This is a genomic window from Mycobacterium sp. HUMS_12744610, from assembly GCF_041206865.1.
In the GTDB taxonomy this organism is placed as follows: Bacteria; Actinomycetota; Actinomycetes; order Mycobacteriales; family Mycobacteriaceae; genus Mycobacterium; species Mycobacterium servetii.
Map to the genome: position 1 here is coordinate 1,675,381 of NZ_JBGEDP010000001.1, position 23,635 is coordinate 1,699,015.

Genomic DNA, 23,635 nt, shown 5'->3' on the forward strand with positions numbered 1-23,635 from the left:
GATGCAGTTCGTCCCGGTCCAGCATCTGTGCCAACGTGACCTCATCCACCACCACGCCACGATAACGCGACGGTTGTGCGCCGTTCTGGTGGTTGGTGCCGCAACTTTGGGCCATCGGTCTTAGGGTGTTCAACGGAAGGAAGTCACGAAAGGTCGTTGACATTGAAGCTTTGGCTCGCTCAAGATCCTGAGGCTGACAGGCTACTGGCCGAGAATCCGTTGGCGTTGCTGGTCGGCATGCTGCTCGACCAGCAGGTGCCCATGGAGACCGCGTTCGCGGGGCCGAAGAAGATCGCCGACCGGATGGGTGGCTTCGATGCCGCCGAGATCGCCGAGTACGACCCGGACAAGTTCGCCGCCTTGTGTTCGGAAAAGCCTGCGATACACCGGTTTCCGGGGTCGATGGCCAAGCGGGTGCAGGCGTTGGCGCAGATCGTCGTGGACCGCTACGACGGGGACGCCACCGGGTTGTGGCGCAGCGGCGAGCCCGACGGGCACGAACTGCTGCGACGGCTCAAAGGCCTGCCCGGTTTCGGTGAGCAGAAGGCGCAGATCTTTTTGGCGCTGCTCGGCAAGCAGTACGGGGTCACACCGCCGGGCTGGCGCGAGGCGGCGGGCGACTTCGGCCGGCCCGGCACGCACATCTCGGTCGCCGACATCGTCGACGACCGTTCGCTCGGGCAGGTGCGTTCCTACAAGAAGCAGATGAAGGCCGCGGCCAAGGCGGCGAAGTAACCGGTGGAGCAGTGCAGAAAGGCGGCATCGTGAAGACACACATAACGTGCCCGTGCGGAGAGGCCATCGTCGGCAAGGACGAGGACGAGTTGGTCGAACTGACCCAGGCCCACCTCGCCGCGGTCCATCCCGGACTGGAGTACGACCGCGACGCCATCCTGTTCATGGCGTACTGACGAGCGACCGGCGTGCCCCGTCGCGGGGACACGCCGGCCGTCACGTCTGCATCAAGTGAGCTCTACGGCACCACCGTCGAGCCGATCGTTGGCATGAACTGGCACTGCTTCTCCTTGGTGGTGACCTGCCCGAAGATCGTCGACATGACGCTGCCCGACCCCGTGTCGGCGATCGCGGTCAGCGTCGTCGGCCCCTCCGGGTTGATGTCCGAGCGTGGCTTGAGCGTGACGCTGCCGGACTTGCCGGTCGTCAGGTTCACCCAGGTGACGTTCAACGGGAGCTTCTGCACCTCGGCCGGGCCGGGCGTGCCGACCGCGGTGAACACGTAGGCGGTCTGGCCCGGGCCGGGGCCCGGCAGCGGAATCTTCGCCGGGCCCGCCACCGACAGTGCGGTCGCGATCGAATTGCCGCCGTCGGCAAGGCAATTGCTGCCGATCGAGGGATACAAGAAGTCCTGCGTGGGCGGCGCGTCGGGGCCGAAATCCGGGGTCGTCGCCGCCTCGGGCGCGGGTCCCGCCGCCGCGGAATCCGGGGCGGGCGCCGCAGCCGCCGGGGCGGGCGCCGGTGCCGGTGCCGCGGCCGGCGCTGTGTCCACAGGTGGCGCGACGGGGGCGGCGAGGGGCGCAGGGCCCGCCGCGTGCGCGGGGTCGACGCCCGTGGGCAGGTGCGCCTGGAGGCCGGGCTCGAGCCCCGCCGGTGGCACGTGCTCGACCGGCGCCTGGACGAAGTGGTCCACCGACGCGGCCACGTTCTTGGACTCGGCGGGGGCGGTCGGATTGTGGGTGAAGGCCTGGGCGGCGGCCATGAGCAGCTGGGTGGCCTGCTCGGGGTTGCCGGCCGCCTGCTGGATGATCGGGCTCAGCTGCGACAACGCCGGCAGGCCCGGCAGTTGCTGGGCCGAGCTCGCCTGCGGTGCGGGTTGCGGTACCGCCGGGTCGGCCGTCGCGCTCGGGCAGAGCCCGAACGCGACGGCCGCGGCCGCGGCCACGACAGCTAATCCTTCGGACAGTTTCCTAGTACGTGCCACGATGTCCTCCGGTCCTGGTAGTGGGTTGGCCGACTAAATGGCTGATCAGGGCATTGCCGAGAGCAGCCCCGGCGCGGCCGCTGGCGCCACGGCCGCCGGTGCCGCCGAAGCCAGAGCCGGCAGGTCGCCCGGCAGCGTGACCTGCGGCGGCACGCTCACCGGCAGGCCCGGCAACGCGGGCATGTCGATCTTCGCCTGCGGCATCCCCGCTTGCGGCGTGGAAGCGGCCGGAGAGGCCGCGCCCGGCAGCGACACGGGCAAGCCCGGGATCGGCGAAGCCGCCGGAGCGGGAGCGGTCGCCGGTGCCGGCGACGTCAGGCCCGGGATTGATGCCGGGAACCCCGGCAGGGCGGAGGAGGCCGGCGCGGCGGGTGCGGTGGCCGCGGGCGGCGTCAGCCCGGGGATGGAAGGCAGGCCCGCCGGCGGGGTCGACGCCGGCGCCGTCGCCGCCGCCGGGGTCACACCCGGGAAGCTGATGCCGGGAGCCGACGGCGGAGCCGCCGGCGGAGTGGCGCCGAGCGCGGTCGCGAGGTTCTGCAGGATCTGCGGCGCGTTGGCCGCCGAGCTGATCAGCTGCTGCGGGATGTTCGGCAGCGGCGCGGGCGCCGGCGCCGGATCGGCGTGGGCGATACCGCCCGTCAGTAGCGCTGCGGACGAACCGACCACGACGGCGGTTGCACGCAGATAGGTCCAGATGGTTGGCATGTCTCTCCCTGGTTGTCGACGACAGGTCCCGCGGCTGAAGCTACTTTGATACGGATGTGACTCAAGTGACACGTGTGGCATTTATTCGATCGTTACCCCTTCGAGTGACGGCGGTGACCGGGCGCTCGCCGGACCGTGACCGGCGATGCCGAAGCGGCCGCGGCGGCACCCCCTAAAGTCGGATGGATAGACATCACCTCGGCCGCCCCGGCGGCAACCACCGACGGCCGGCCGGCGCGCCGGCTCAGCACCGTCGCGCCGGTGCTGTTGGTCCTCAGCGTCGCCGCCCGGCTCGCCTGGACGTACCTGGCGCGCAACGGCGCGAACTTCGTCGACCTGCACGTGTATCTGGGCGGCGCGGCCGCGCTGAACCATCCGGGCAGCCTCTACAGCTACGTCTACGCCGACCAGACGCCGGACTTCCCGCTGCCGTTCACCTACCCGCCGTTCGCGGCGGTGGTGTTCTACCCGCTGCACCTGCTGTCGTTCGGCCTGGTCGCGTTCCTGTGGCAGGTCGCGACCATGGCCGCGTTGTACGGGGCGATCCGGATCAGCCAGCGGCTGATGGGCGTCGCCTCCGGCACCGGACACCGCATGGCGATGCTGTGGACGGCGGTCGCGATCTGGATCGAGCCGCTGCGCAGCACGTTCGACTACGGACAGATCAACGTGCTGCTGATGCTGGCGGTGCTGTGGGCGGTCGCGACGACGCGGTGGTGGCTCTCCGGCCTGTTGGTCGGCGTCGCGGCCGGGATCAAGCTGACCCCCGCGATCGCCGGGATCTACCTCGTCGGCGTGCGGCGGTGGGCGGCCGCGGTGTTCTCGGCCGTGGTGTTCGTCGCCACCGTCGGGCTGTCGGCCCTGGTCGTCGGCGACGAGACTCGTTACTACTTCACCGAAGTGCTCGGCGATGCACACCGCGTCGGCCCCGTGGCCACCTCGTTCAACCAATCGTGGCGCGGCGGCATCTCCCGGATCGTCGGCTACGACGCGGGTTACGGCCCGCCGGTGCTCGCCGCCATCGGCATCACGGCTGTGCTGGCCCTGCTGGCGTGGTGGGCGCTCGGCCCCGGGGACCGGCTCGGCAGGTTACTGGTGGTCGAGCTGTTCGGGCTGCTGCTCTCGCCGATCTCCTGGACCCATCACTGGGTGTGGCTGGTTCCGCTGATGATGTGGCTGCTGCACGGGCCCCTGAGCGCGCGCCGCGGCGCGCGCATCCTGGGCTGGACCTGGCTGGCGCTCGCGGTCGTCGGCGTGCCGTGGCTGCTCAGCTTCGTGCAACCCTCCATCTGGACGATCCACCGCCCCTGGTACCTGGCCTGGGCCGGCCTCGTCTACATCGCCGCCGCGGTCGCGACCCTGAGCTGGATTGCCACGAGCCGACGCGGCGCCGCAGAACTAGCGGGAGTTTCCGGCCTTCGTTGATCGACGGCCTGATTTGCCCTGGTGGGGTTGGGTTTTTGGGCAGGGTTGGTGTATTACCCAAGTCGTTGTGTTGGGCGTTGTTGGTCAGCGGGTGGGTGCGTATTGGTGGATTGCGAACAGGTCGGCGAGTCGCTGTTGGGTGGGGCTGGTGTCGGTGAGCATGCGCTGCACGCGGGGCCGTCCCTTGCTGCCGTCGTGGTAAATCAACACGGTCTCTTGGATGCCGGAGAGTTCGTCGAGTAGTTCGCGTACCGACAGGTGCAGCCCGGCGTGCTCGGTCTGGCGGCGCATCAGGTGGGCGACGGCCAGGGCGAGCACGCAGTAGAACACGTGCACCCGGATCTTGGAGTCGGTCCAGTGGTGCATCGGGCTGAACGAGACTACGTGGGGGTCTTTGAGTTGGCGGAACCCGAATTCGGCGTCGGATTGCGATCGGTAGGCGGCCACCACGTCGGGTACCGGCCAGTCGCGGTTGGTGAATAGGATGCGCTTGCCGAACAGCCGTTCTTGCAGGCGCTTTCGGGCCTTGGTGTCGGTGCGCCAGGACAGCCTCAATTGGGCGGGCGTGTCGCCGGTGAGGGTGGTGGTGATGATGTCGGCGACCCAGCGGGGTTTGAGGATCGCGGTGATCTCGGCCTGGACCTGGTCGCGGTCGCGGCGGGTGCGGCCGCGCGCGAGGCGGGCGGCCAGCTCGGCCAGGCGGCGCCGGGCCTTGGCCAGGGTCTGGTCCAGGCCGCGGGATTGTTTGGCCGCCAGGTTCGCCGAGTGGGTGAGTACCGCTCGGCGGGTGACGCCGAGCGCGGTGACGGTGGTGTCGACATAGCGCAGCTCGGGGTAGCGGTCGTCGTCCACGGGCCGGTAGTCCCGGGTCGGGATCTGCAGCAGTTCGGGGTGATCGCTGGGCGGCAGCGAACCGACGAACCCGATCCCGTGCGCCTCCACTACCGCATGGTTGTCGCTGCTGTTTTGCCCGGCGTCATAGACCACGGTCAGCGACTCCACGTGCTCGACCAGGTCCCGGTAGCGGGTGAGCAGTTCGTCGACGACGGTGCTGAACTGGGTGACATCGGGCCGGTCCCCGGGATAGGGGTGGCTGATCACGGGCACCCCGCCGTCGCGGGTGACGACCAGGGCCAGCCCGACCAACCGCAGATCGGTGCGTTTCTGCTTGGCCTTGCCCCGCTGCGCGATCGGCGCGCGGTCATTGCCGGTGTCGATGAAGGTAGCGAAGTTGGTCATGTCCAACGCCAGCCCGGTCAAATCCAGCCCGAACTCGGTCACCATCCGCCGTCCCAGCCGGGTCTCGATCTCACGCAGTTCGGTCTGGCCCAGGCGGTCCATCGCGTCCCAGAACCGGCGATGATCCAGCGCGGCCCGGTCCAGCTTCACCCACCGTGACCCGGCCGTGGTGGCCCACCAGTCAGCGAAGCCACGCTTGGAACATGGGTCGACAATCCGGTTCGCGCACGCCAGGGCCACATAGGTGCCCACCGGTGCGGCCGCGTTCGCGTACCGGGGCGCCACGTCGTTGACGATGCCGGCCACATCCAGCCGGGCCAGCATCGACCACACCGCAGCCAGATCCCCGAACTGCTTGTGCTGGCTACGGATCGGCTGCCCGGCCGGCGTCGCCGACAGCTTCGCCATCACCTCCTCCGCGCTGCCCAAATACTGCTGCGAAACGATGCGCGGCTTACCTTGCACGCGGGCCGATTCCACCAGGTAATAATAGGTCTGCTTGCCGCGCCGCTTACCCACGATCGACGCCATATATGGGTAATACACTCCAGCCCCACAAACATCAAGCACCACAACGCAAGACACGCCGATCAGCTACAAAGGCTGGAAACTCCCGCTAGCCCCCGACGATCCCGTCGATGTCGCGCGCCATCGCTAGGTCGTTCTGGGTGATGCCACCCTCGGAGTGCGTCACCAGAACGAAAGTCACCGTCCGCCAACGGATGTCGATGTCGGGGTGGTGATCTTTGCGCTCGGCGTGCTCGGCCACCCGGCGCACGGCGTCGATCCCGTCGAGGAACGCCGGGAACTTGATCGACCGGCGCAGGGCGCCGCCGGCGCGCTCCCATCCGCTCAGTTCGGCCAGCGCGGCATCCACCTGCTCATCCGATAACACAGCCATATCGGACCTATCCTTTCTCCGCAGATATTAGCTTCTAGCTGCGACGATACACCCATGATCTGGCCCCGGGGTTGCGCATAACGCAATCAGTTACCATTAACATATGACGACCGACGCCGTTGACCTTGCCGCCTTGGTTGACAGCTTCGAGATCGAGCTTAAGTCCGCCCGCCGCTCTCCTCGGACCTGCACGATCTACCTCTCTAGTGTGCGCCGCTATCTGCAATGGTGCGCCGACAACGGCCACCCCGCCCAGATCGACAGGCGCCAGGTGCAGCTGTGGATCGCGCAGATGCTCGATTCCGGCGCTCAGGCCGCTACCGCACAGGCGCGCCTGGCCGGTGTGCGCCAGTTCTCGAAATGGCTTGCCGCAGAGGGGGAGATTCCGTCTGATCCGCTGCTGCGGCTCAACGCGCCGAAGAGCGACACGCCCATCACTCCGGTGCTCACAGAGGAGCAACTGGCGGCGTTGATCAAGGCGTGCGACGGGAAGTCCCTGAAGGATCGCCGCGACGAGGCGATTGTCAGGCTCCTCGCCGAGACTGGAATGCGGGCCGGCGAGTTGATGGCACTCGAACTGGACGACATCGACCCGGTGCGCGGCCTGGTGACAATCCGGCGGGGGAAGGGCGGCAAGGGTCGTATCGCGCCTTTTGGGCCGCAGACCGCCAAAGCCCTAGACCGGTACATCCGGCTGCGCCGGACCCATCCCGGCTCGGAGAGCAAGGCGCTCTGGTTAGGTGCGCGTACGCACCAGCCCTTGGGTCCGCACGGGTTGCGTGTCACGCTGGCCGAGCGGGCGCGAAAGGCCGGTGTAACCGGATTTCATCCCCACGTGTTGCGGCACACCTTCGCTAGTCGGTGGATGTCTCAGCGTGGCTCTGAGGGGGGACTAATGGCCGTCGCCGGGTGGTCGTCAAGAGAGATGCTCGACAGGTACGCCCGCGCCACCGCGTCCCAACGCGCCGTCGATGAGGCCCGCACTCTCAACCTGGGGGACGTGTAGATGCCGTGCTGTATGCTTGTGGTCACAAACGCTGCTGAGGTGTCGGTTGCAGACCGCAAGCCCGTGAAACTCGGGAGTCAGACCAGCAATCCATAACAAACGGCCAAACAAGGCCGGTAACGAAACTCTTTGAGCCGCATCCGCATTGGGTGTGGCTTTTTCTTTTGCCAATTTTCAGGCCGGGTCTCACAGCCCGGCCTTTTTGTCATGCCGAGGAGAAACCATGACACTGACACCCGCTGAGCGCCGCCTGGGCGCGCAATACGCAGCCCACTTGTCCTGGGCCTACACCGAGAACCGCTCAATCAGAACGCTGCCGGCCCGGTTGGGCCTCTTGGCCCGCTTTGAGCGGCTGGCAGACCCGGACGGGGAGCTTCTACCGGCCGAACGCCACAAGCGCGCCGAGTCCCTACGCAAGGCCCACTATGCCGATATGGCGCGAAAGTCTGCGCGTGCTCGGCGGCTACGCAAGGGGCTTGTTACGTCACGCGTTACGTAACGGCGTGACCCTAGGAAAGGCGAGCCAAGGCGAGGCGAGGCCAGCCAGGAAACAGGCTAGGAATTAGGAACTAGGCCAGTTAGGCGAGAAAGGCCACTTAGTAAAGGCCCGGCTTAGGCCACAGGTCTTAGGAGAAGGACAGGAATAGGCGAGGCGCGGCAAGTCCAGGTAAAGGCCACGCCAGTCTTTCAGGAAAAGGATTTAAGGCACGTTTAGCGAGTGCCAGGAAAAGGAACTGAGAATGACACTTAAGACTAAAGGCGAATCGTTGGATACTCGCCTGCGTCACAAGGTACTCCTCGATGCGAAGTTGCAACGCAAGCTGACGGCCGAGGAGTTTCGGGCGTTTATCAATCTCAACGTGTGGGTGGTGTCGCTGATCTCGGATGGGGTCTTCGACCCGACCGACGCCGAGATGGTCGCCAATCTGGACTCCGGGCACATCGCCCGCTTTTTAGCGATGGGACTGGTCGAGTGTGATGATACCGGCCTTTATCGCGTGAATGCCGATTACTGGGTGTGGCAGTCGACCCGTGCGCAGCTCGAAGAACAGGAACGCGTCCGCGAGGCCAACCGCGCCCGTCAGGAGGCGTGGCGCGCGAACCAGAAGCGCGAAGCCTAGTGGAGTTCGACTGGGGAGAGGAGTGGCGCGTCATCCCCGAATTCAGCGCCTACGTTATGAGTGTCCGGCTGGAAGTATGGAGCTTGCCGCGTGAGGTTGCGTGTAAGGGTGGTCGCACTCGACAGCACGCGGGCAAGCGGATCAAGTGCGACGACGGCCGGGTTTGGTTGTGCAAGAACGGACAATCGCGGCGGTTTCACGTCCGGGACCTTTTTCCGCAGGTGTTTCCCGAGCTGGTCGACCAGGAGCGACGGGCCGCACGCCAGCGCCCCCAGGTCACATGCCGCAAGGGTCATCCCCTCATGGAGTTTGACCACGAAGTCCTCAAGACGTGGATGACGCCCAAGCCGAAACTGGCGTACTGGGGCACCGGCAACCGGATCTGCCTGGCATGCGGCGATGCTCCGAGAAGCTATCCGACCGATAATTGTTACTCCCTGCATTTCGGCGTCGCCGGAATACGTGATTACACCGGGGCGCCTGCCGAACCGAAATTGGTGGGCCGCCGGCCTGGTGATGACCGTGACCAGTTGGCGGAATTGGATTGGGCAGACCGTGGCTTCATGATTCTAAAATCGCCGCTGTAAATGCGCAGGTAGATTACTTCTCCGATCATCACCAATAGGTGAGAGGAACTTTTTATGACTAACATTGAAGCGGCCAGCTATGCCGTGCTGGTCGACCATACGGCGCCCGAGAAAATCCTGGGCCTGAAAGTGAATCCGCGGTTCGGCGAGAGCTTCGTCGTCCCCATGACGGCGCGCACCGCCGTAGAGATCGGCACCCTATTGCTGGAAAAGGCGCAATGACGCAGACCCTCGTCATCTCCGACCGCTTTCGCTCGCCCATTTCGGTCCGTAGGCGAACTGACGCGGAGGGCGGCATTGTGATTCGCAACCACCGTCACGCGATGCTGCTGAGCCGGTCCGAGCTGGATCGGTTGATTCAGTTCGTTCACGGCCTCTGCAGCGCTACACAAAAGCCAATGGAGACTTAGGTGAGTGAACTGTCGATGCTGCTCTTCGCGGCCATGGAAGGCGCCGAGGACGTGGACCGTAATCGCCTCCTATTGGCCGCGAGCGCGTTTTTGGACGCCACCACCCCGCTGGCCGCGTCCGAAGGGGCCGAGTTGGCGCGCACGATGGCATTCCGGGCGATGGACTGGGCCGTGTTCGACACCGCCGAGACCTACCACGCCTTGTTCCGCGCCGTGAGCCGCTTCGCTCATACTTGCCGTGTCTGCTAGCTGTCCCGTAGCCGGCGGGATTCCGGAACCACCCTGGCTGGCCGACCTTCCGCGGCTACGGCCGAACGGCAGCCGCACCCCGTCACAGTTGAAACTTCCCGTCCCAGCGGTGTGCCACCCCGGTGGAACGTCATTTGACGTGACTCGCGCCGTGGCCCTTGGTCTTAGGCGACGGTGCGGGCACTGTGGTTATGCCGTGTCTGGTGCGCGGTATGTAGTAGAACATTGCTCAGACGACTATGAGCCTTGCCTTTCCTATCCAGGTGGCGTGCTCGTGGATAGTCAGCCGCCATTGCACTTGTCCTGCGCCCTGTACGGGAGCTTGGTGTGTCCGTTCCTACAGCGGCCCACCTCACGGGCACTGCGCGACGGTACGCACCGGGGGGGCGCAGCGGTGGCTGGATTCTCGCGGTACGGCATCGCCTACCTCGATGAGCCTGTCGTGGGTGACTGGAACTGGGCTTTTGGCTACCTAGGCCAGACGAAGCGCATCGAATTTGTCGCCGCCAGGGAACTTCTTTCGGCATATCGCGATGCGCTGACCGCCGACGCGAAGACCGTGAAGGTCGCGAACAGGCTTTACTGGACCGATTCCGCGACCGACCGGCGACGGCTAGCCGAGCTAAAACAAATCGACGAAGCCCACCTTGAAGCGGGGCGCGCTGGTGCGCACCTGCAGGTCGGCGGCTACACGTATCGCTTGGCGCTGCTGTGAGCGGCTTCCCAGAGCCCCCCTGGCTGGCTTCACTTCCGCGTCTACGCCCGGTATCGGACTTCGGCACCCCCCGCACGCCAGCGCAACTAAAGGTTCACAACCCAGCGGTGAGCGACCACGCCCACAGTGTGTTTGACGACGCTCGCGCACTAGCCCTGGCAACGAGGGGGCACTGCGCCAGTTGCGGTTGCGCCATTTCTGGACCGCGGTACGTAGTGCTCCACTGCTCGGAGGACTACGAGGGGAGCTACTCCTACCCCGGCGGCGTCTTCGTGTCGTCACTCGGGCCGGCGCACCTCTCGTGCATCATCTACACCGCCGCCGTGGCGTGTCCGTTCCTACAGCGTCCGACCTCGCGAACGCGCGATGGTGCCCACCGGGGCGCCGCAGCGATAGCCGGATTCTCTCGCCACGGCGTCGCCTACCTCGATGAGCCCGTGTTCAGCGGCAAGAAATGGGCCTTCGGCTACCTCGGTAAGACGAAGACGTGGGACTTCGTCGCGGCGAAGGAACTCGCGTCGGCATATCGCGATGCGCTGACCGCCGACGCCAAGGCCATCAATGTGGCGAATCGCCTCTATTGGACGGACTCGCCGACCGACCGGCGACGGCTAGCCGAGCTTAACCAAATCGACTTGGCACAGCTCGAAGCGGGGCGCGCTGGTGCGTATACAAAAGTCGGGAGTTACGAATACCGCTTGGCGTTGCTGTAGTCCATGCGCGATTCATTGCCCCTTACATGGGCGTGCCGCGATCACATTGTGGCACATGGTCTCGTAATGGCGTGGCAGTCGAGAGCGGTTTGCGTCAAGGCATTCCGACCGTGGGGGGTACTAGGAAATCCCTAGGAATGGTCACCCCCCGCGACCCTTCGGGCAAAGCATTGCGAACGGCAAGTATTGCGGCACAACGGATTTCGTGAAAACCACAAAACCGCAGGTCACGGCACTTTTTTGGCCGAATCAAAACCCCGCTCCCGCTTGGGATCTCACCCACGCGAAAAGCGTTGCTAGCGAAGGACTTACGCGATGAAGTACACGCCAACGGCGTGCCCGAAATGTGGTGGCGCGCTTGAGGATAAGCCACGCGGCGGCCGGCCAACCCGCTGGTGCTGCGAAGGCTGCAAGCGCAGCGGTGAAACGGAGATGGCACGGCTAGACTCCTTGCTGCGAACGTTCACCGAAGGCCGGTACGTCGACAAGCTTAACGGCTGGCCGACTGAACGGCGTGACGCCATCATCGCTGAGATGCAGGCCAGATACGATCACCTGGCCGGCGTACCGGGGTAGGGCAAAGTCCCTTACCCCCAACTGGGCCGATTCCCGGCCCCAACGGGCGCCGTCGATGGCCGCCTGTCAACCCCGATAGCCCGCCCCCATGTGGGGCCGCCTGTCGAGCGACAGCCCGCCGATGACAATCGCCTATGAGTGCCCTTGGGCACGAACCACCCCCACACCCGCCGCTCACGTTCGTGACCCGCAATTAAAAGTGTGGCGCTTGGTCGTCTATGCAGGACTACCATGAAAGAAATAGATATGAACATCACCCAGCTCAAGGCCAAAGGCCAAGAACTGGAATCGCGTTTGGCGAACTTCGATACGGATTTCGAGAATAACCCTCGCCTGACCGAGCACCAAAAGCAAAAAGCGCACGATGACCTGACCGCGGAATTTAAAGCCTGGAAGGCTGAAATGCGGAAACACGACGGTGACCGTGAACCTTTTGTCAAGATGACTAGCCATGGCGAAATTCCCAATCCCGCGTTCGCTAAGACTATTGAAGGAAAGAATATGAGTGACAGGCTCAGCGGCGCGAAATTTGTCGGCGTCGATGGAAGGGTCATTGAGACCAAGGGCGCACAGCTTTCGCCGTTGGACGTGGACGACTTCGCCGTTAAGGCAATGGATCAACACCACCGCACGGGCTTGCCGGTGAACGTGAAAGGCATGACCGCCGCTCAGGGCAGTGTCGGCCTGAAGACGCTCGACGCGTCGATGCCGACGATGACCGGCCTAATCCCGGCGCAGCTTTTGCCAGCAGGAATCGTAGAGCGCGTCTGGCCTTTCCGAATCGCTAGTGAGCTTCCTTCAATCGGCGGCGACGCGGCCCAGTTCACTTACATCAAGGACACCACCACCGCAGCTGCGCAAGCATCCGTGGTTGGGGAGGGCCAGACCAAGCCGACCGTTGATGTTGCGCTTACCGCCGTCACCGATTCCTATGTGAAGATTGCCGGCAAAGCGATATTCACGCGGGAACAGTCCGATTATCCTGCCGCATTTTCTTACCTAATTAACCAGCTTCAGAAAAATGTTATCTCAGCGGAGAACCACCAAATTCTTTATGGTGACGGTTCGACTAATGCTGACGGTTCGGTCAACATGATTGGGCTTAAGAATCTGTCGGGTGTTTTGACGGCTACTGCCACAACTCCTACCAGTCCTCGCAGCTATTTGGATAACATCCTGGCGGCGATTGACAGTATGAATACGGGCGCAGCTCTGGCGCAGCCGAATCTGATGTTGACCCATCCGACCACGTATCACGCCTTGGTGCAGCAGCTTGACGGTTTGAACCGTTCCCTGTTGGCGCCTGACCCGTCGCGTTCGCCGTTGACGGAGATTTACGGCGTGGAAGTACGGCTGAGTACCGATGTGACCGCGGGCGATGCGTTTTTCATCGACTCAAGCCGCCTCGGGTATTTGGTAATCCGTGAGGCCATGAATATTATCACCGGCACGAATGCGGACGACCTCGCCCGTAACCAAAACACGTGGATTGCGGAACTTCGCGAAGGTGCCGCTTGGGTAAGGGCTTCGGCCGCCTTCTACCTGACTGGCCTGCCGACTTCGGTCGCCGTTTAGAAATTGCTGCATAACTATCAGGGGCCGTTCCCCCTTCGGGGCCTCGTGGATCTCGGACCATATTGCAGTGGTGTCGAGTACGTGACGACTGTTGAATCCGAGGGTGAGTCTACGGGTTTGATTTTTGTGAGGGCCGAAGAACCTGAACGGACGGAGGGGCCTCGGCGCGGCCGTAGGCCCCACCCTCCCAATTAATTTTCGACAATTGCGGCTGCCTTTCTCTGTAATTGTCGAGAATGGTCGTATTTGCGGGGATTTCTTTTAGTTATTCTCCTACTCCCGCATCTCGCGGCCAAATGGGGCCGGGCGATTCCCCTGATCTCGGGAGTTCGCCCGGCCCCCCTCAAACTTCCGCCCAGCTGCGCCTGTCCCCCCTGGCTGCGCGGGCGATGGGCGCGGCTTTCCCCTGAAAGGCCGGCGCCAGGCCGGGGCGTGACATGTGAGGTGCACGTCCCGGCTTTCAAACTTCCGCACCCCAAAAAGGTGTCGGAAACACCGGGTCAGCTTCGTCTCCTGACCCCACGCCAGAGGCGGCCGGTCGACAAAAAATAAAATCGGAGTAAACGTACTCGCTCGCCCGGCCCCTCTGTGCATTTCTCAGCCCTGAATGGCCCGTAGGGGCCTCAACGGCATGCGGGTAGATAGGACATACCTGAGACAACAAAAAGGCCCCCAGAATTGATCTGAGGGCCGTTTTTGCGCTTTGGTGGTGTTTATTAGGATGGAATTTCCCCGCCGCTTCCATCGCCATCCCCTCTTATCAGACTCGGAGCGGCGTCAATGTAGGCACGCGCCGCATCGGCCGACTCGAAAACCTCACTCTCTTCGGGATGATCGAGCGGGTAGACGCGGTACCATTCGGCGGTCTCCTCGTTTGCGCCCCCGTTCGCCATGGTGCTAGTGATGGCCGCGACGCCGTAGCCCTTTGGTGTGGCCTCCTTACGCAGGCCCCTTACGGTTTCGGTTGCGGCGAAGCTTTCGCTCCGCGAAGGCCGCTACGTCGTCGCCGCTCATGACTCGCCACCTCCCAGGCTTAGTTCGAGCGCCCGCAAGATCTCGTTTTGCTCCGCGTCGGGGTCGGCTTCCTGGTCCAGTTGCTCTAGGTATTGCTCAACTGAAACCCCTTGCTCGCGAGCGCGTTCCTCTGCGTGATGGCGGAATTTCGCGTCGATCATCCCTAGCATGAAATCCTCAACCGAAACGCCGGCTTCCTGTGCGCGGTGTTCAAGCGCCGCTCGCGCTTCGGGGCCGAGGTTGTGAACCATGATGACCCCATCGCCGGAATGGGCCTCAATCCGGACTTGGCCCATGTCGTAGTCGTCCATTTCTTTTTGGTTCCTCCTCCTTTATCTGTTGTACTGCGGGGGCCGTCTATTGTGTATTTTGGAGCTTGGCGCTCTCGTTCATCCCCCGAGAATGTCGGGGCAATAAAAGTTCTTGGTAATTTCAAAAAATCTGCGTAACTTTAGTTCCGTGGGATCGATAATTCCAGCCCCGGTTTTTATGCTGTGTTCAACAGAGGCCAAACCATCGGGGTGGCTGACCGACCTCAACCTCAAGCAGCTTTCATGTGCCCACGCAATCACATTCGAGTTGCTCAGTGACCGAGCAATCCCGGCAGCTTCGAGCCGCTGTATGTATGCACCGTCTCTAGCTGGCCCTGCTGCAGGTACCGGCGGAGGTTGGGGGGCAGCACGGTGAACGGTCGGTATGGGCGGTGCGGGATTCATCTTGTAATCGTTGCCCCAAAAGGCGTAAACGACGCCCGCGCCCAGGACGGCCGCGATGAGCGTTGGCACCATGTACTTGAGAACCTCCTTGAGCGTATTCCACATCTTTTTTGCTCTTCCTCTAGTAGGTGTGCAGCAAGGTCGCAAGCGAGTCGTCTGGGCAGAAATACTTGATGGCGGCTCCGACTATTGCCTCGGCACTTTCACGGTGGGACGCCGGATCGGCCGCTGATGCAATGAGCCGGTCAACGAGTTGTTGTGGGTCGTCATCGGCGCTTAGTCGTAAGCAGATTTCGTGGCCCGCGTCGATCATGTCGTCATCGCGGGGCCATGTGATCCAGGAATCGCGAAGCGCCGTAGCGAATGCCTCGTCCTGCGCCGGTCCCGGCGGTGGTATCGGCGGTGGGGGCAGGATTTTCGCCGGGGGCGCTGGGTCTGTGATGATTTTGGCCGGTGGCACTGGTGGAGTTATCGCGGGGCGCGCATTTATGTAGGTAAACATTCCTGCCGCGCCTAGCACGGCGGCGACGAGCATCGGTGCCACGTATTTGACGGCCGCGAATCGCTCCTCCTCGCGATAATCCGGCTCTTCCAGCACCTCCGAGTAGGCGGGGGTGGGAATCATCTCCCCGGCCGTTTCGGCTTGAAGCTCCGGCTCAGCTGGGGGCGCTGCCCGAGTATCCATGAGGTGGGACGCCTCTGTAGCGTCTGACAGGCCTTTCGCCGCGTCCGAAGCGGCGTCCTCGCTGCTCATGATCCCGATTGTGTCGTCGGGGTCCGACAGAGCATCGAGTTCGTCGCGCAACGACCGTAGGTCGGTCTCGATCCTTCCAGCGGTCGCGGAATCAACCTCGGTGCCACAGGGGTCAGCTTCAATGAGGATTCTTCGCGTGAGCACCGTCCCGCTGATGTCCTGCAGCCCCCAGATGCCAAGGCGCACGCCCTTGGAGGGCTGAACTGCGGCATCGTGAATGTACGTGGTGCCCCAGAACTGACGGTGGGTATCGTCCTGCCAGGGTTCCGCGTCGAGTGCGCCGGCCGGGAGCGGGACATCGAACGAGCTATCGGCCATGGGCCTTGTCCTTTCGCTGGGCGTATGTCAAACAGTACCACCCGCCGAGGGTTGCGGTGAAGCCGAAAGTGCCTGTTCTGCAAGAGAATTCGTACTACGTACTGTAGCTAGTACGGTCCAGCCTTCGCCAACGCGGGCAGCTTGCAGATACTTACGTTTAACAGGCTTCGCAAAGCCACCCTCTGGCCAGCGTTTATGCAGGTCGCGCACAACGTTTGGCGGGGTGTAACACAGCCATGACCCGACCGTATAACGTCACTGGCCATGGCCACCCAGATCGTCGTCGCCGCGGCCCTCATCTCCGGCTCCGCGGTCCTGGTGGCCCAACGGGTGCGGCCGCCGGAACTGGCCGGCCGCTGGGAGCTGCCCGGCGGCAAGGTCGCGGCCGGCGAATCCGAGCGCGACGCGCTGGCCAGGGAGTTGGCCGAGGAGCTGGGGGTGGGCGAGGCCGACGTCGTGGTGGGGGATCGGCTCGGGCACGACATCGCGCTGGACGGCACGACGACGCTGCGGGCGTACCGGGTGCGCCTGCTCCGCGGTGAGCCGCGGCCGCACGACCACCGGGCGCTGCGCTGGGTGACGGCGGCCGAACTGCACGACGTCGACTGGGTGCCCGCCGACCGGGGCTGGCTGGGGGACCTGACCCGGGCGCTTTCAGCCGTCTCGTGACAACTCCACAGGACTTATTCAGCCAACCTCCAGGTCAGCGGTAGGTTACTACAGTCCAATTTGTAGATACCAACGTCGTTGCGGCGGACAACGCGGTGCCGTCCGGGAGGGCCACGCACCCGCATGCGGGAACACGGCGCCGATGACGGCGTTCGTGCCGACCGGCTACCCGCGGCGAGTTAACCGGCAGGAACGGGGGCGAACGCGTACGGTCACTACTCCATCGCAGCCATCGGGTAGGGGGTTTTGCCGTTGACCGCGAAACCTCACGCCGGCGGAACGCTCGAGGAACTGCTGCAGCGCAGCGGACGATTCTTCACGCCGGGCCAGATCTCACCGGACCTGCGCACCGTCACCCGCCGGGGCGGCCGCGAAGCCGACGTGTTCTACCGCGACCGGTGGAGCCATGACAAGGTGGTCCGCTCCACCCACGGCGTCAACTGCACCGGATCGTGTTCCTGGAAGATCTACGTCAAGGACGGGATCATCACCTGGGAGAGCCAGCAGACGGACTATCCGTCGGTGGGCCCGGACCGGCCGGAATACGAACCGCGGGGCTGCCCGCGCGGCGCGTCGTTCTCCTGGTACAGCTATTCGCCCACCCGGGTGCGCTACCCCTATGGCCGCGGTGTGCTGATCGAGATGTACCGGGAAGCCAAGGCCCGCCTCGGCGACCCCGTACTGGCGTGGGCCGACATCCAGGCCGATCCCGAGCGCCGTCGTCGCTACCAGCAGGCCCGCGGCAAGGGCGGGCTGGTGCGGATCACCTGGGCCGAGGCCACCGAGCTCATCGCCGCCGCCCACGTGCACACCATCAAGACCTACGGCCCCGACCGGGTCGCCGGCTTCTCCCCGATCCCGGCCATGTCGATGGTGTCCTACGCCGCGGGCTCCCGGTTCGTCGAGCTGATCGGCGGCGTCATGACGTCGTTCTACGACTGGTACGCCGACCTGCCGGTGGCCTCGCCGCAGGTGTTCGGCGACCAGACCGACGTCCCCGAATCCGGCGACTGGTGGGACGCGGCCTACCTGATGATGTGGGGCTCCAACGTTCCCGTCACCCGGACCCCCGACGCGCACTGGATGGCCGAGGCGCGCTACCGCGGCACCAAGGTGGTAACCGTCAGCCCCGACTACGCCGACAGCACCAAGTTCGCCGACGAGTGGATGCCGTGCGCGGCCGGCACCGACGGGGCGCTGGCGATGGCGATGGGCCACGTCATCCTCTCGGAATGCTATGTGCAAAAGCGGGTTCCGTTCTTCGCCGACTTCGCGCGCCGCTACACCGACCTGCCGTTCCTGATCAAGTTGGAAGAGCGCGGCGACATGCTGGTGCCGGGGAAGAATCTCACGGCGGCCGACTTGGGAGAAGCGGTCGAGAACTCAGCACTCAAGCCCACCGTGTGGGACGAGGCCACCGACTCGGTCTCGGTGCCGCACGGCTCGCTGGGCTTCCGGTACGGCGAGGACGGCATCGGCAAGTGGAACCTCGACCTCGGCGACCTGATGCCGGCGCTGAGCATATGGGACGTGCACGGCTCGAACGGTCATTCCGGCACCGCGCTGGTGCATCTGCCCGGCTTCGACACCGTCAACGGCGAGGGTGCGACGATCGCGCGCGGCGTACCGGTGCGTCGCATCGGAAAACACCTGGTGTGTACCGTGTTCGACTTGATGCTCGCCCAGTACGGGGTGGCGCGGCCGAGGTTGCCGGGCGACTGGCCTGCCGGCTACGACGACGCGACCCGGCAGAACACCCCGGCGTGGCAGGAGGCGATCACCGGGGTTTCGGCCGCGCAGGCCATCCGCGTCGCCCGCGAATTCGCCCGCAGCGCAGAGGAATCCGGCGGCCGTTCGATGATCATCATGGGCAGCGGCATCAACCAGTGGTTCCACGGCGACGCCATCTACCGCGCGGTGCTGGCGCTGTTGATGTTGACCGGCTCGATGGGACGCAACGGCGGCGGCTGGGCACACTACGTCGGCCAGGAGAAGGTGCGCCCCCTCAGCGGCTTTCAGACGATGGCGATGGCCACTGACTGGGTGCGCCCGCCGCGGCAGATACCCGGTGCCTCCTACTGGTACGCCCACACCGACCAATGGCGCTACGACGGCTACGCGGCCGACAAGCTGGCCAGCCCGGTGGGTCGGGGGCGGTTCGCCGGCAGGCACACGGTGGACCTGCTGGCGGCCGCGACGGCGATGGGCTGGAGCCCGTTCTACCCGCAGTTCGACCGGTCCAGCCTGGACGTCGCCGACGAGGCGCGGGCCGCCGGCCGCGACGTCGCCGAATATGTCGCCGAGCAGCTCGGCCGGCGCGAGCTCAAGCTCTCCGTGACCGACCCCGACAACCCCGTGAACTGGCCGCGCGTGCTGACGGTGTGGCGGGCCAACCTGATCGGATCGTCGGGCAAAGGCGGCGAATACTTCCTGCGCCACCTGCTGGGCACCGACGCCAACATCCAGGCCGGGCCCGCGTTCGACGGGGCGGCGCCCGTCGAGGTGGCCTGTGCGGGGGACATCCCCGAAGGCAAGCTCGACCTGATGATGTCGATCGACTTCCGGATGACCTCGACGACGCTGGTGTCCGATGTCGTGCTGCCCGCTGCGACCTGGTACGAAAAGGCGGACATCTCCAGTACCGACATGCACCCGTTCGTGCACGCGTTCAGCGCCGCAACCGACCCGCCGTGGGAAACCCGGTCGGACTTCGACGCTTTCGGCGCCATCGCCCGCGCCTTCAGTGTCATGGCCAAGCGGCACCTGGGCACCCGCAGCGACGTGGTGCTCACCGCGCTGCAACACGACACCCCCGATGCGATGGTGTATCCCGATGGCAGCGAAGAAGACTGGCTGCGCACCGGAGCGACGCCGGTGGCGGGGCAAACCATGCCCAAGCTCACCGTGGTGGAGCGCGACTACACCGCCGTCTACGACAAGTGGATGACGCTGGGACCGCTTGTCGACCAGTTCGGCGTGACCACCAAGGGAGTCACGGTCCACCCCACCCGTGAGGTCGCGGAGCTCGCCGCCAAATTCGGGGTGATGAATTCTGGTGCGGCGGAAGACCGCCCGGCGGTAAACACCGATGAGCGGATGGCCGATGTCATGCTGCTGCTGTCGGGCACGTGCAACGGCCGGCTCGCGGTCGAGGGGTTCCGGGAACTGGAGAAACGCACCGGGCAGCGGCTGGCGCACCTGGCCGAGGGCAGCGAGGACCGCCGCATCACCTACGCCGACACCCAGGCGCGCCCGGTGCCGGTGATCACCAGCCCGGAGTGGTCGGGCAGCGAGACCGGTGGGCGCCGCTACGCTCCCTTCACCATCAACATCGAGAACCTCAAGCCGTTCCACACCCTCACCGGACGCATGCATTTCTATCTGGCCCACGACTGGATCGAGGAACTCGGCGAGCAGTTGCCGGTCTTCCGACCACCGCTGGACATGGCGCGGTTGTTCGGTCAGCCCGAGCTCGGCCCGACCGATGACGGCGTCGGCCTGACCGTTCGGTACGTGACCCCGCACTCGAAGTGGTCGTTCCACTCGACCTATCAGGACAACCTGTACATGCTGACGCTGTCGCGCGGGGGACCGACGATGTGGATGAGTCCCGGCGATGCGGCCAAGATAGGTGTGCGAGATAACGATTGGGTGGAGGCGGTCAACACCAACGGAATTTTCGTGTGCCGGGTTATCGTCTCGCACCGGATGCCCGACGGTGTGGTGTTCGTCTACCACGTCCAGGAACGCACCGTGGACACGCCACGCTCGGAGATCAACGGCAAACGCGGCGGCAACCACAACGCGCTGACCCGGATCCGGATCAAGCCCAGCCACCTGGCCGGCGGCTACGGCCAGCACGCGTTCGCCTTCAACTACCTGGGACCCGCCGGTAGCCAGCGCGACGAGGTCACCGTGGTGCGCCGCCGCAGCCAGGAAGTGCGGTACTAAAGCGATGAAAGTCATGGCGCAGTTGGCGATGGTGATGAACCTCGACAAATGCATCGGCTGCCACACCTGTTCGGTGACCTGCAAGCAGGCCTGGACCAATCGCGCCGGCACCGAGTACGTGTGGTTCAACAACGTCGAAACCCGGCCGGGACAAGGCTATCCGCGTACCTACGAGGACCAGCAGCGCTGGCGCGGCGGCTGGGTCCGCGACAAGCGAGGCCGCCTGCGGCTGCGCGACGGCGGGCGCATCCGGAAACTGCTGCGGATCTTCGCCAACCCGCAGCTGCCCACCATCGACGACTATTACGAACCGTGGACCTACGACTACGAGAACCTGACCACTGCACCGGCCGGTGACACGTTCCCCACCGCTGCGCCGCGCAGCCTCATCAGCGGCGAGCCGATGAAGATCTCCTGGGGACCCAACTGGGACGACAACCTGTCCGGTTCACCGGAGATCCTGGCCGGAGACCCGATCCTGCAGAAGGTCGGCGAGGAGGTCCGGCTGCGTCTCGAAGAGACGTTCATGTTCTACCTGCCGCGGATCTGCGAGCACTGCCTCAACCCGTCCTGCGTGGCCTCCTGCCCGTCCGGTGCGATGTACAAGCGCAGCGAGGACGGCATCGTGCTGGTCGATCAGGACCGCTGCCGCGGCTGGCGGATGTGCGTGTCCGGATGTCCCTACAAGAAGGTGTATTTCAACCACAAGACTGGTAAGGCCGAGAAGTGCACGCTGTGTTACCCGCGGATGGAGGTCGGCTTGCCGACCATCTGCTCGGAGACCTGCGTGGGCCGGCTGCGCTATCTCGGCCTGGTGCTCTACGACGCCGACGAGGTGCTGGCGGCCGCGTCGGTGGAGAACGACACCGACCTCTACGAGTCGCAGCGCCGAATTCTGTTGGATCCCAACGATCCCGAGGTGATCGCCGGTGCGCGCGCCGAGGGCATCTCCGACGAGTGGATCGAGGCCGCGCAACGCTCGCCGGTCTACGCGCTGATCAACACCTACCAGGTGGCGCTGCCGTTGCATCCCGAGTACCGCACCATGCCGATGGTCTGGTACATCCCGCCGCTGTCGCCGGTGGTCGACGCGGTCAGCCGGGACGGCCACGACGGGGAGGACCTGGGCAACCTGTTCGGCGCGCTGGAGGCGCTGCGCATCCCGATGCAGTACCTGGCCGAGCTGTTCACCGCCGGCGACACCGGACCGGTCGAGGCCGTGCTGCGCCGGCTGGCGGCGATGCGCTCCTACATGCGCGACATCAACCTCGGGCGCGAGACCCAGCCGCACATCCCGCATTCGGTGGGAATGACCGAAGAGCAGATCTACGAGATGTACCGGCTGCTTGCGATCGCGAAATACGAAGAGCGCTACGTCATCCCGACGGCCTTCAGCCCGCAGGCCCGGGATCTCGAGGAGCAGGGGTGCTCGCTGACCGGTGAGGGGGGTCCGGGAATGTACGAGTCGGGCGGCCCGGTGCCCGTCTCGGTGGAAAGCTTCCACGCCACGCAACGCTCCCGGGTGAACCTGCTGAACTGGGACGGCCGTGAGGCGTCGGCCGGGATGTTTCCCGAAGAGGACAAGCAATGAGACTGCCGCAGCTTCGGGACCGTTCCGGTGGCCGGATGCAGGATCGGCTGGTCTGGCAGGCGGCGTCGCTGCTGCTGGCCTATCCCGACGACGGGCTGACCGACCGGCTGGACACCGTGGCGGAGTTGCTGGGTCACATCGTCGGCCCCGCCGCCGAACTGCTCGCGCAGACGGCGGCGGCGCTGCGCGCCCGCGAGCCGATGGCCGCGGCGATGGACTACGTCGCCACCTTCGACCTGCGGCGGCGGGCCACGATGTACCTGACGTACTGGACGGCCGGGGACACCCGTAACCGCGGCCGGGAGATGCTGGCGTTCGCGGCCGCCTACCGGGCGGCGGGCGTCGAGTCGCCGCGCGTCGAGGCCCCCGACCACCTCCCGGTGGTGCTCGAGTTCGCCGCCACCGTCGATCCCGGGGCCGGGCGGCGGCTGCTGAGCGAGCATCGGGTCCCCATCGACGTGTTACGTAGGGCGCTGGCCGATGCGCAGTCACCCTACGAGCCCACCGTGGCGGCGGTCGCCGCGACGCTGCCGGCGGCCACCGGCCAGGAGATCACTCGGGCGGAGCGACTGGCCGAAGCCGGGCCGCCCGCGGAAGCCGTTGGGCTGCAGGCGTTCACACTGACCGTACCGCCCCGACGGCAGGCAGGAGCGCCAAGTGTTTAGCAACGTGCTGTTCTGGGACATCGCGCCCTACGTGACGCTGGCCGTTTTGATCATCGGCAGCTGGTGGCGGTATCGCTACGACAAGTTCGGCTGGACCTCCCGGTCCTCGCAGATCTACGAGTCGCGGCTGCTGCGTATCGGCAGCCCGATCTTTCACTTCGGCATCCTCGCGGTGTTCGCCGGACACGTGATGGGCCTGCTCATCCCGCCTCGGGTGACGCACTGGCTGCACGTGAGCGACTACGCCTACCACCTGCAGGCGGTGATCGCCGGGTCGATCGCCGGCGCCGCGGCGTTGGCCGGCATCGGGTTGCTGATCTACCGGCGGTTCACCCGCCCCGCGGTGTCGGCGGCCACCACCCGCGGCGACAAGGTGATGTATGTGGTGCTGGTGCTGGCCATCGTGGTCGGCCTGTACTGCGACCTGATCGGCACCGGTCCCCACGGCGGCGAGTTCCACTACCGCTACACCGTCGGCTTGTGGTTCCGGCGGATCTGGCTGCTGCAGCCGCACGGGGAGGTGATGATCAACGCCCCGTGGGATTACCAACTGCACGCCCTGATCGGGATGGTGCTGTTCGCGATGTGGCCGTTCACGCGCCTGGTGCACGTGTTCAGCGCGCCGGTCGCCTACCTGTTCCGGCCCTACATCGTCTACCGCAGCCGTGAGGTGGCGGCCAAGGGCGACATGGTCGGCGCGGCGCCGCCCCGCAGGGGCTGGTAGGCGCACGGGCGCCGACGCGCCGACCATGTCGCCCTTCGACGCCGCCCTTTCACGCCCGGTGACCTGCTCGGT

At 65.2% G+C, this 23,635-nt stretch carries 22 protein-coding genes; 16 read left to right on the forward strand and 6 right to left on the reverse strand.

Going from position 1 to position 23,635, the window contains the following annotated elements:
* The first annotated feature begins 162 nt into the window (after nucleotides 1–162).
* Both AB8998_RS08405 and AB8998_RS08410 read left to right on the forward strand, forming a co-directional pair.
* On the forward strand, nucleotides 163–735 hold the full coding sequence (locus tag AB8998_RS08405) for an HhH-GPD-type base excision DNA repair protein (RefSeq protein ID WP_369741475.1): 573 nt from the start codon (nucleotides 163–165) through the stop codon (nucleotides 733–735).
* A 29-nt stretch (nucleotides 736–764) separates the two neighbouring features.
* Nucleotides 765–911, forward strand: coding sequence for a DUF1059 domain-containing protein (locus tag AB8998_RS08410; RefSeq protein WP_069419838.1), 147 nt, complete (start codon nucleotides 765–767; stop codon nucleotides 909–911).
* Between the two features lie 62 nt (nucleotides 912–973).
* Here the strand turns inward: AB8998_RS08410 and AB8998_RS08415 are convergent, their stop codons facing one another.
* The gene (locus AB8998_RS08415; protein ID WP_369737452.1) at nucleotides 974–1,939 is read right to left on the reverse strand and encodes an Rv1157c family protein; all 966 of its coding nucleotides are present in this window, start codon (nucleotides 1,937–1,939) and stop codon (nucleotides 974–976) included.
* 45 nt (nucleotides 1,940–1,984) lie between these two features.
* The gene (locus AB8998_RS08420; protein WP_369737453.1) at nucleotides 1,985–2,644 is read right to left on the reverse strand and encodes a hypothetical protein; all 660 of its coding nucleotides are present in this window, start codon (nucleotides 2,642–2,644) and stop codon (nucleotides 1,985–1,987) included.
* Between the two features lie 135 nt (nucleotides 2,645–2,779).
* Between AB8998_RS08420 and AB8998_RS08425 the strand changes: the two genes are divergently transcribed.
* On the forward strand, nucleotides 2,780–4,069 hold the full coding sequence (locus AB8998_RS08425; RefSeq protein WP_369737454.1) for a mannosyltransferase: 1,290 nt from the start codon (nucleotides 2,780–2,782) through the stop codon (nucleotides 4,067–4,069).
* An 84-nt stretch (nucleotides 4,070–4,153) separates the two neighbouring features.
* Here AB8998_RS08425 and AB8998_RS08430 read toward each other — a convergent pair whose 3' ends face one another.
* Together AB8998_RS08430 and AB8998_RS08435 are read right to left on the reverse strand one after the other, a co-directional pair.
* A complete protein-coding gene (locus AB8998_RS08430) occupies nucleotides 4,154–5,839 on the reverse strand; it encodes an IS1634 family transposase (protein WP_369737399.1) in 1,686 nt (561 codons plus the stop codon).
* 85 nt (nucleotides 5,840–5,924) lie between these two features.
* Nucleotides 5,925–6,209 carry a 4a-hydroxytetrahydrobiopterin dehydratase gene (locus tag AB8998_RS08435; protein ID WP_369737456.1) on the reverse strand — a complete coding sequence of 95 codons (285 nt, stop codon included), beginning with the start codon at nucleotides 6,207–6,209 and terminating at the stop codon, nucleotides 5,925–5,927.
* Nucleotides 6,210–6,312: 103 nt separating this feature from the next.
* Here AB8998_RS08435 and AB8998_RS08440 point away from each other — a divergent pair, with 103 nt between their 5' ends.
* From AB8998_RS08440 to AB8998_RS08475, 8 genes are all read left to right on the forward strand, one after another.
* The gene (locus AB8998_RS08440) at nucleotides 6,313–7,215 is read left to right on the forward strand and encodes a tyrosine-type recombinase/integrase (protein WP_369737458.1); all 903 of its coding nucleotides are present in this window, start codon (nucleotides 6,313–6,315) and stop codon (nucleotides 7,213–7,215) included.
* A 740-nt stretch (nucleotides 7,216–7,955) separates the two neighbouring features.
* Nucleotides 7,956–8,336 (forward strand): hypothetical protein, encoded by a 381-nt coding sequence (locus tag AB8998_RS08445; protein ID WP_369737459.1) that lies wholly within the window; start codon nucleotides 7,956–7,958, stop codon nucleotides 8,334–8,336.
* Entirely contained in the window at nucleotides 8,336–8,923 is a 588-nt protein-coding gene (locus AB8998_RS08450) for a hypothetical protein (RefSeq protein WP_369737460.1), read from the forward strand. Before AB8998_RS08445 ends, AB8998_RS08450 begins: the two co-directional genes overlap by 1 nt.
* Nucleotides 8,924–8,977: 54 nt before the next feature.
* Nucleotides 8,978–9,145 carry a hypothetical protein gene (locus tag AB8998_RS08455; RefSeq protein ID WP_369737462.1) on the forward strand — a complete coding sequence of 56 codons (168 nt, stop codon included), beginning with the start codon at nucleotides 8,978–8,980 and terminating at the stop codon, nucleotides 9,143–9,145.
* 188 nt (nucleotides 9,146–9,333) lie between these two features.
* Nucleotides 9,334–9,582 (forward strand): hypothetical protein, encoded by a 249-nt coding sequence (locus AB8998_RS08460; RefSeq protein WP_369737463.1) that lies wholly within the window; start codon nucleotides 9,334–9,336, stop codon nucleotides 9,580–9,582.
* 442 nt (nucleotides 9,583–10,024) lie between these two features.
* Nucleotides 10,025–10,297: a hypothetical protein gene (locus AB8998_RS08465; RefSeq protein ID WP_369737464.1), complete on the forward strand. Its 273-nt coding sequence runs from the start codon at nucleotides 10,025–10,027 to the stop codon at nucleotides 10,295–10,297.
* A 437-nt stretch (nucleotides 10,298–10,734) separates the two neighbouring features.
* On the forward strand, nucleotides 10,735–11,010 hold the full coding sequence (locus AB8998_RS08470) for a hypothetical protein (protein WP_369737466.1): 276 nt from the start codon (nucleotides 10,735–10,737) through the stop codon (nucleotides 11,008–11,010).
* A gap of 822 nt (nucleotides 11,011–11,832) precedes the next feature.
* On the forward strand, nucleotides 11,833–13,161 hold the full coding sequence (locus tag AB8998_RS08475; RefSeq protein ID WP_369737467.1) for a phage major capsid protein: 1,329 nt from the start codon (nucleotides 11,833–11,835) through the stop codon (nucleotides 13,159–13,161).
* Nucleotides 13,162–14,171: 1,010 nt separating this feature from the next.
* Here AB8998_RS08475 and AB8998_RS08480 read toward each other — a convergent pair.
* Entirely contained in the window at nucleotides 14,172–14,486 is a 315-nt protein-coding gene (locus tag AB8998_RS08480; protein WP_369737469.1) for a hypothetical protein, read from the reverse strand.
* Between the two features lie 526 nt (nucleotides 14,487–15,012).
* On the reverse strand, nucleotides 15,013–15,963 hold the full coding sequence (locus AB8998_RS08485; protein ID WP_369737470.1) for a DUF732 domain-containing protein: 951 nt from the start codon (nucleotides 15,961–15,963) through the stop codon (nucleotides 15,013–15,015).
* A 264-nt stretch (nucleotides 15,964–16,227) separates the two neighbouring features.
* On the opposite strand from AB8998_RS08485, the gene AB8998_RS08490 reads away from it, so the two are divergent.
* The 5 genes from AB8998_RS08490 (at nucleotide 16,228) to narI (ending at nucleotide 23,563) form a co-directional block, all read left to right on the forward strand.
* Nucleotides 16,228–16,632: a (deoxy)nucleoside triphosphate pyrophosphohydrolase gene (locus tag AB8998_RS08490; protein ID WP_369737471.1), complete on the forward strand. Its 405-nt coding sequence runs from the start codon at nucleotides 16,228–16,230 to the stop codon at nucleotides 16,630–16,632.
* Nucleotides 16,633–16,884: 252 nt separating this feature from the next.
* Nucleotides 16,885–20,583, forward strand: a complete 3,699-nt coding sequence (locus AB8998_RS08495) for a nitrate reductase subunit alpha (protein ID WP_369737472.1) — start codon at nucleotides 16,885–16,887, stop codon at nucleotides 20,581–20,583.
* A 4-nt stretch (nucleotides 20,584–20,587) separates the two neighbouring features.
* On the forward strand, nucleotides 20,588–22,174 hold the full coding sequence (narH, locus tag AB8998_RS08500; RefSeq protein WP_369737473.1) for a nitrate reductase subunit beta: 1,587 nt from the start codon (nucleotides 20,588–20,590) through the stop codon (nucleotides 22,172–22,174).
* Nucleotides 22,171–22,839: a nitrate reductase molybdenum cofactor assembly chaperone gene (narJ, locus tag AB8998_RS08505; protein ID WP_369737474.1), complete on the forward strand. Its 669-nt coding sequence runs from the start codon at nucleotides 22,171–22,173 to the stop codon at nucleotides 22,837–22,839. The genes narH and narJ overlap by 4 nt, the downstream gene beginning before the upstream one ends.
* Nucleotides 22,832–23,563 carry a respiratory nitrate reductase subunit gamma gene (narI, locus tag AB8998_RS08510; protein WP_369737475.1) on the forward strand — a complete coding sequence of 244 codons (732 nt, stop codon included), beginning with the start codon at nucleotides 22,832–22,834 and terminating at the stop codon, nucleotides 23,561–23,563. The genes narJ and narI overlap by 8 nt, the downstream gene beginning before the upstream one ends.
* Nucleotides 23,564–23,635 lie beyond the last annotated feature (72 nt).

What these genes read in the sequence shown, in the direction of transcription:
- AB8998_RS08430 (WP_369737399.1), bottom strand. Translation starts at nt 5,839, where the DNA reads ATGGCGTCGATCGTGGGTAAGCGGCGCGGCAAGCAGACCTATTATTAC.
- AB8998_RS08435 (WP_369737456.1), bottom strand. Translation starts at nt 6,209, where the DNA reads ATGGCTGTGTTATCGGATGAGCAGGTGGATGCCGCGCTGGCCGAACTG.
- AB8998_RS08480 (WP_369737469.1), bottom strand. Translation starts at nt 14,486, where the DNA reads ATGGACGACTACGACATGGGCCAAGTCCGGATTGAGGCCCATTCCGGC.
- AB8998_RS08420 (WP_369737453.1), bottom strand. Translation starts at nt 2,644, where the DNA reads ATGCCAACCATCTGGACCTATCTGCGTGCAACCGCCGTCGTGGTCGGT.
- AB8998_RS08490 (WP_369737471.1), top strand. Translation starts at nt 16,228, where the DNA reads ATGGCCACCCAGATCGTCGTCGCCGCGGCCCTCATCTCCGGCTCCGCG.
- AB8998_RS08455 (WP_369737462.1), top strand. Translation starts at nt 8,978, where the DNA reads ATGACTAACATTGAAGCGGCCAGCTATGCCGTGCTGGTCGACCATACG.
- narH (WP_369737473.1), top strand. Translation starts at nt 20,588, where the DNA reads ATGAAAGTCATGGCGCAGTTGGCGATGGTGATGAACCTCGACAAATGC.
- AB8998_RS08445 (WP_369737459.1), top strand. Translation starts at nt 7,956, where the DNA reads ATGACACTTAAGACTAAAGGCGAATCGTTGGATACTCGCCTGCGTCAC.
- narJ (WP_369737474.1), top strand. Translation starts at nt 22,171, where the DNA reads ATGAGACTGCCGCAGCTTCGGGACCGTTCCGGTGGCCGGATGCAGGAT.
- AB8998_RS08475 (WP_369737467.1), top strand. Translation starts at nt 11,833, where the DNA reads ATGAACATCACCCAGCTCAAGGCCAAAGGCCAAGAACTGGAATCGCGT.
- AB8998_RS08485 (WP_369737470.1), bottom strand. Translation starts at nt 15,963, where the DNA reads ATGGCCGATAGCTCGTTCGATGTCCCGCTCCCGGCCGGCGCACTCGAC.
- AB8998_RS08440 (WP_369737458.1), top strand. Translation starts at nt 6,313, where the DNA reads ATGACGACCGACGCCGTTGACCTTGCCGCCTTGGTTGACAGCTTCGAG.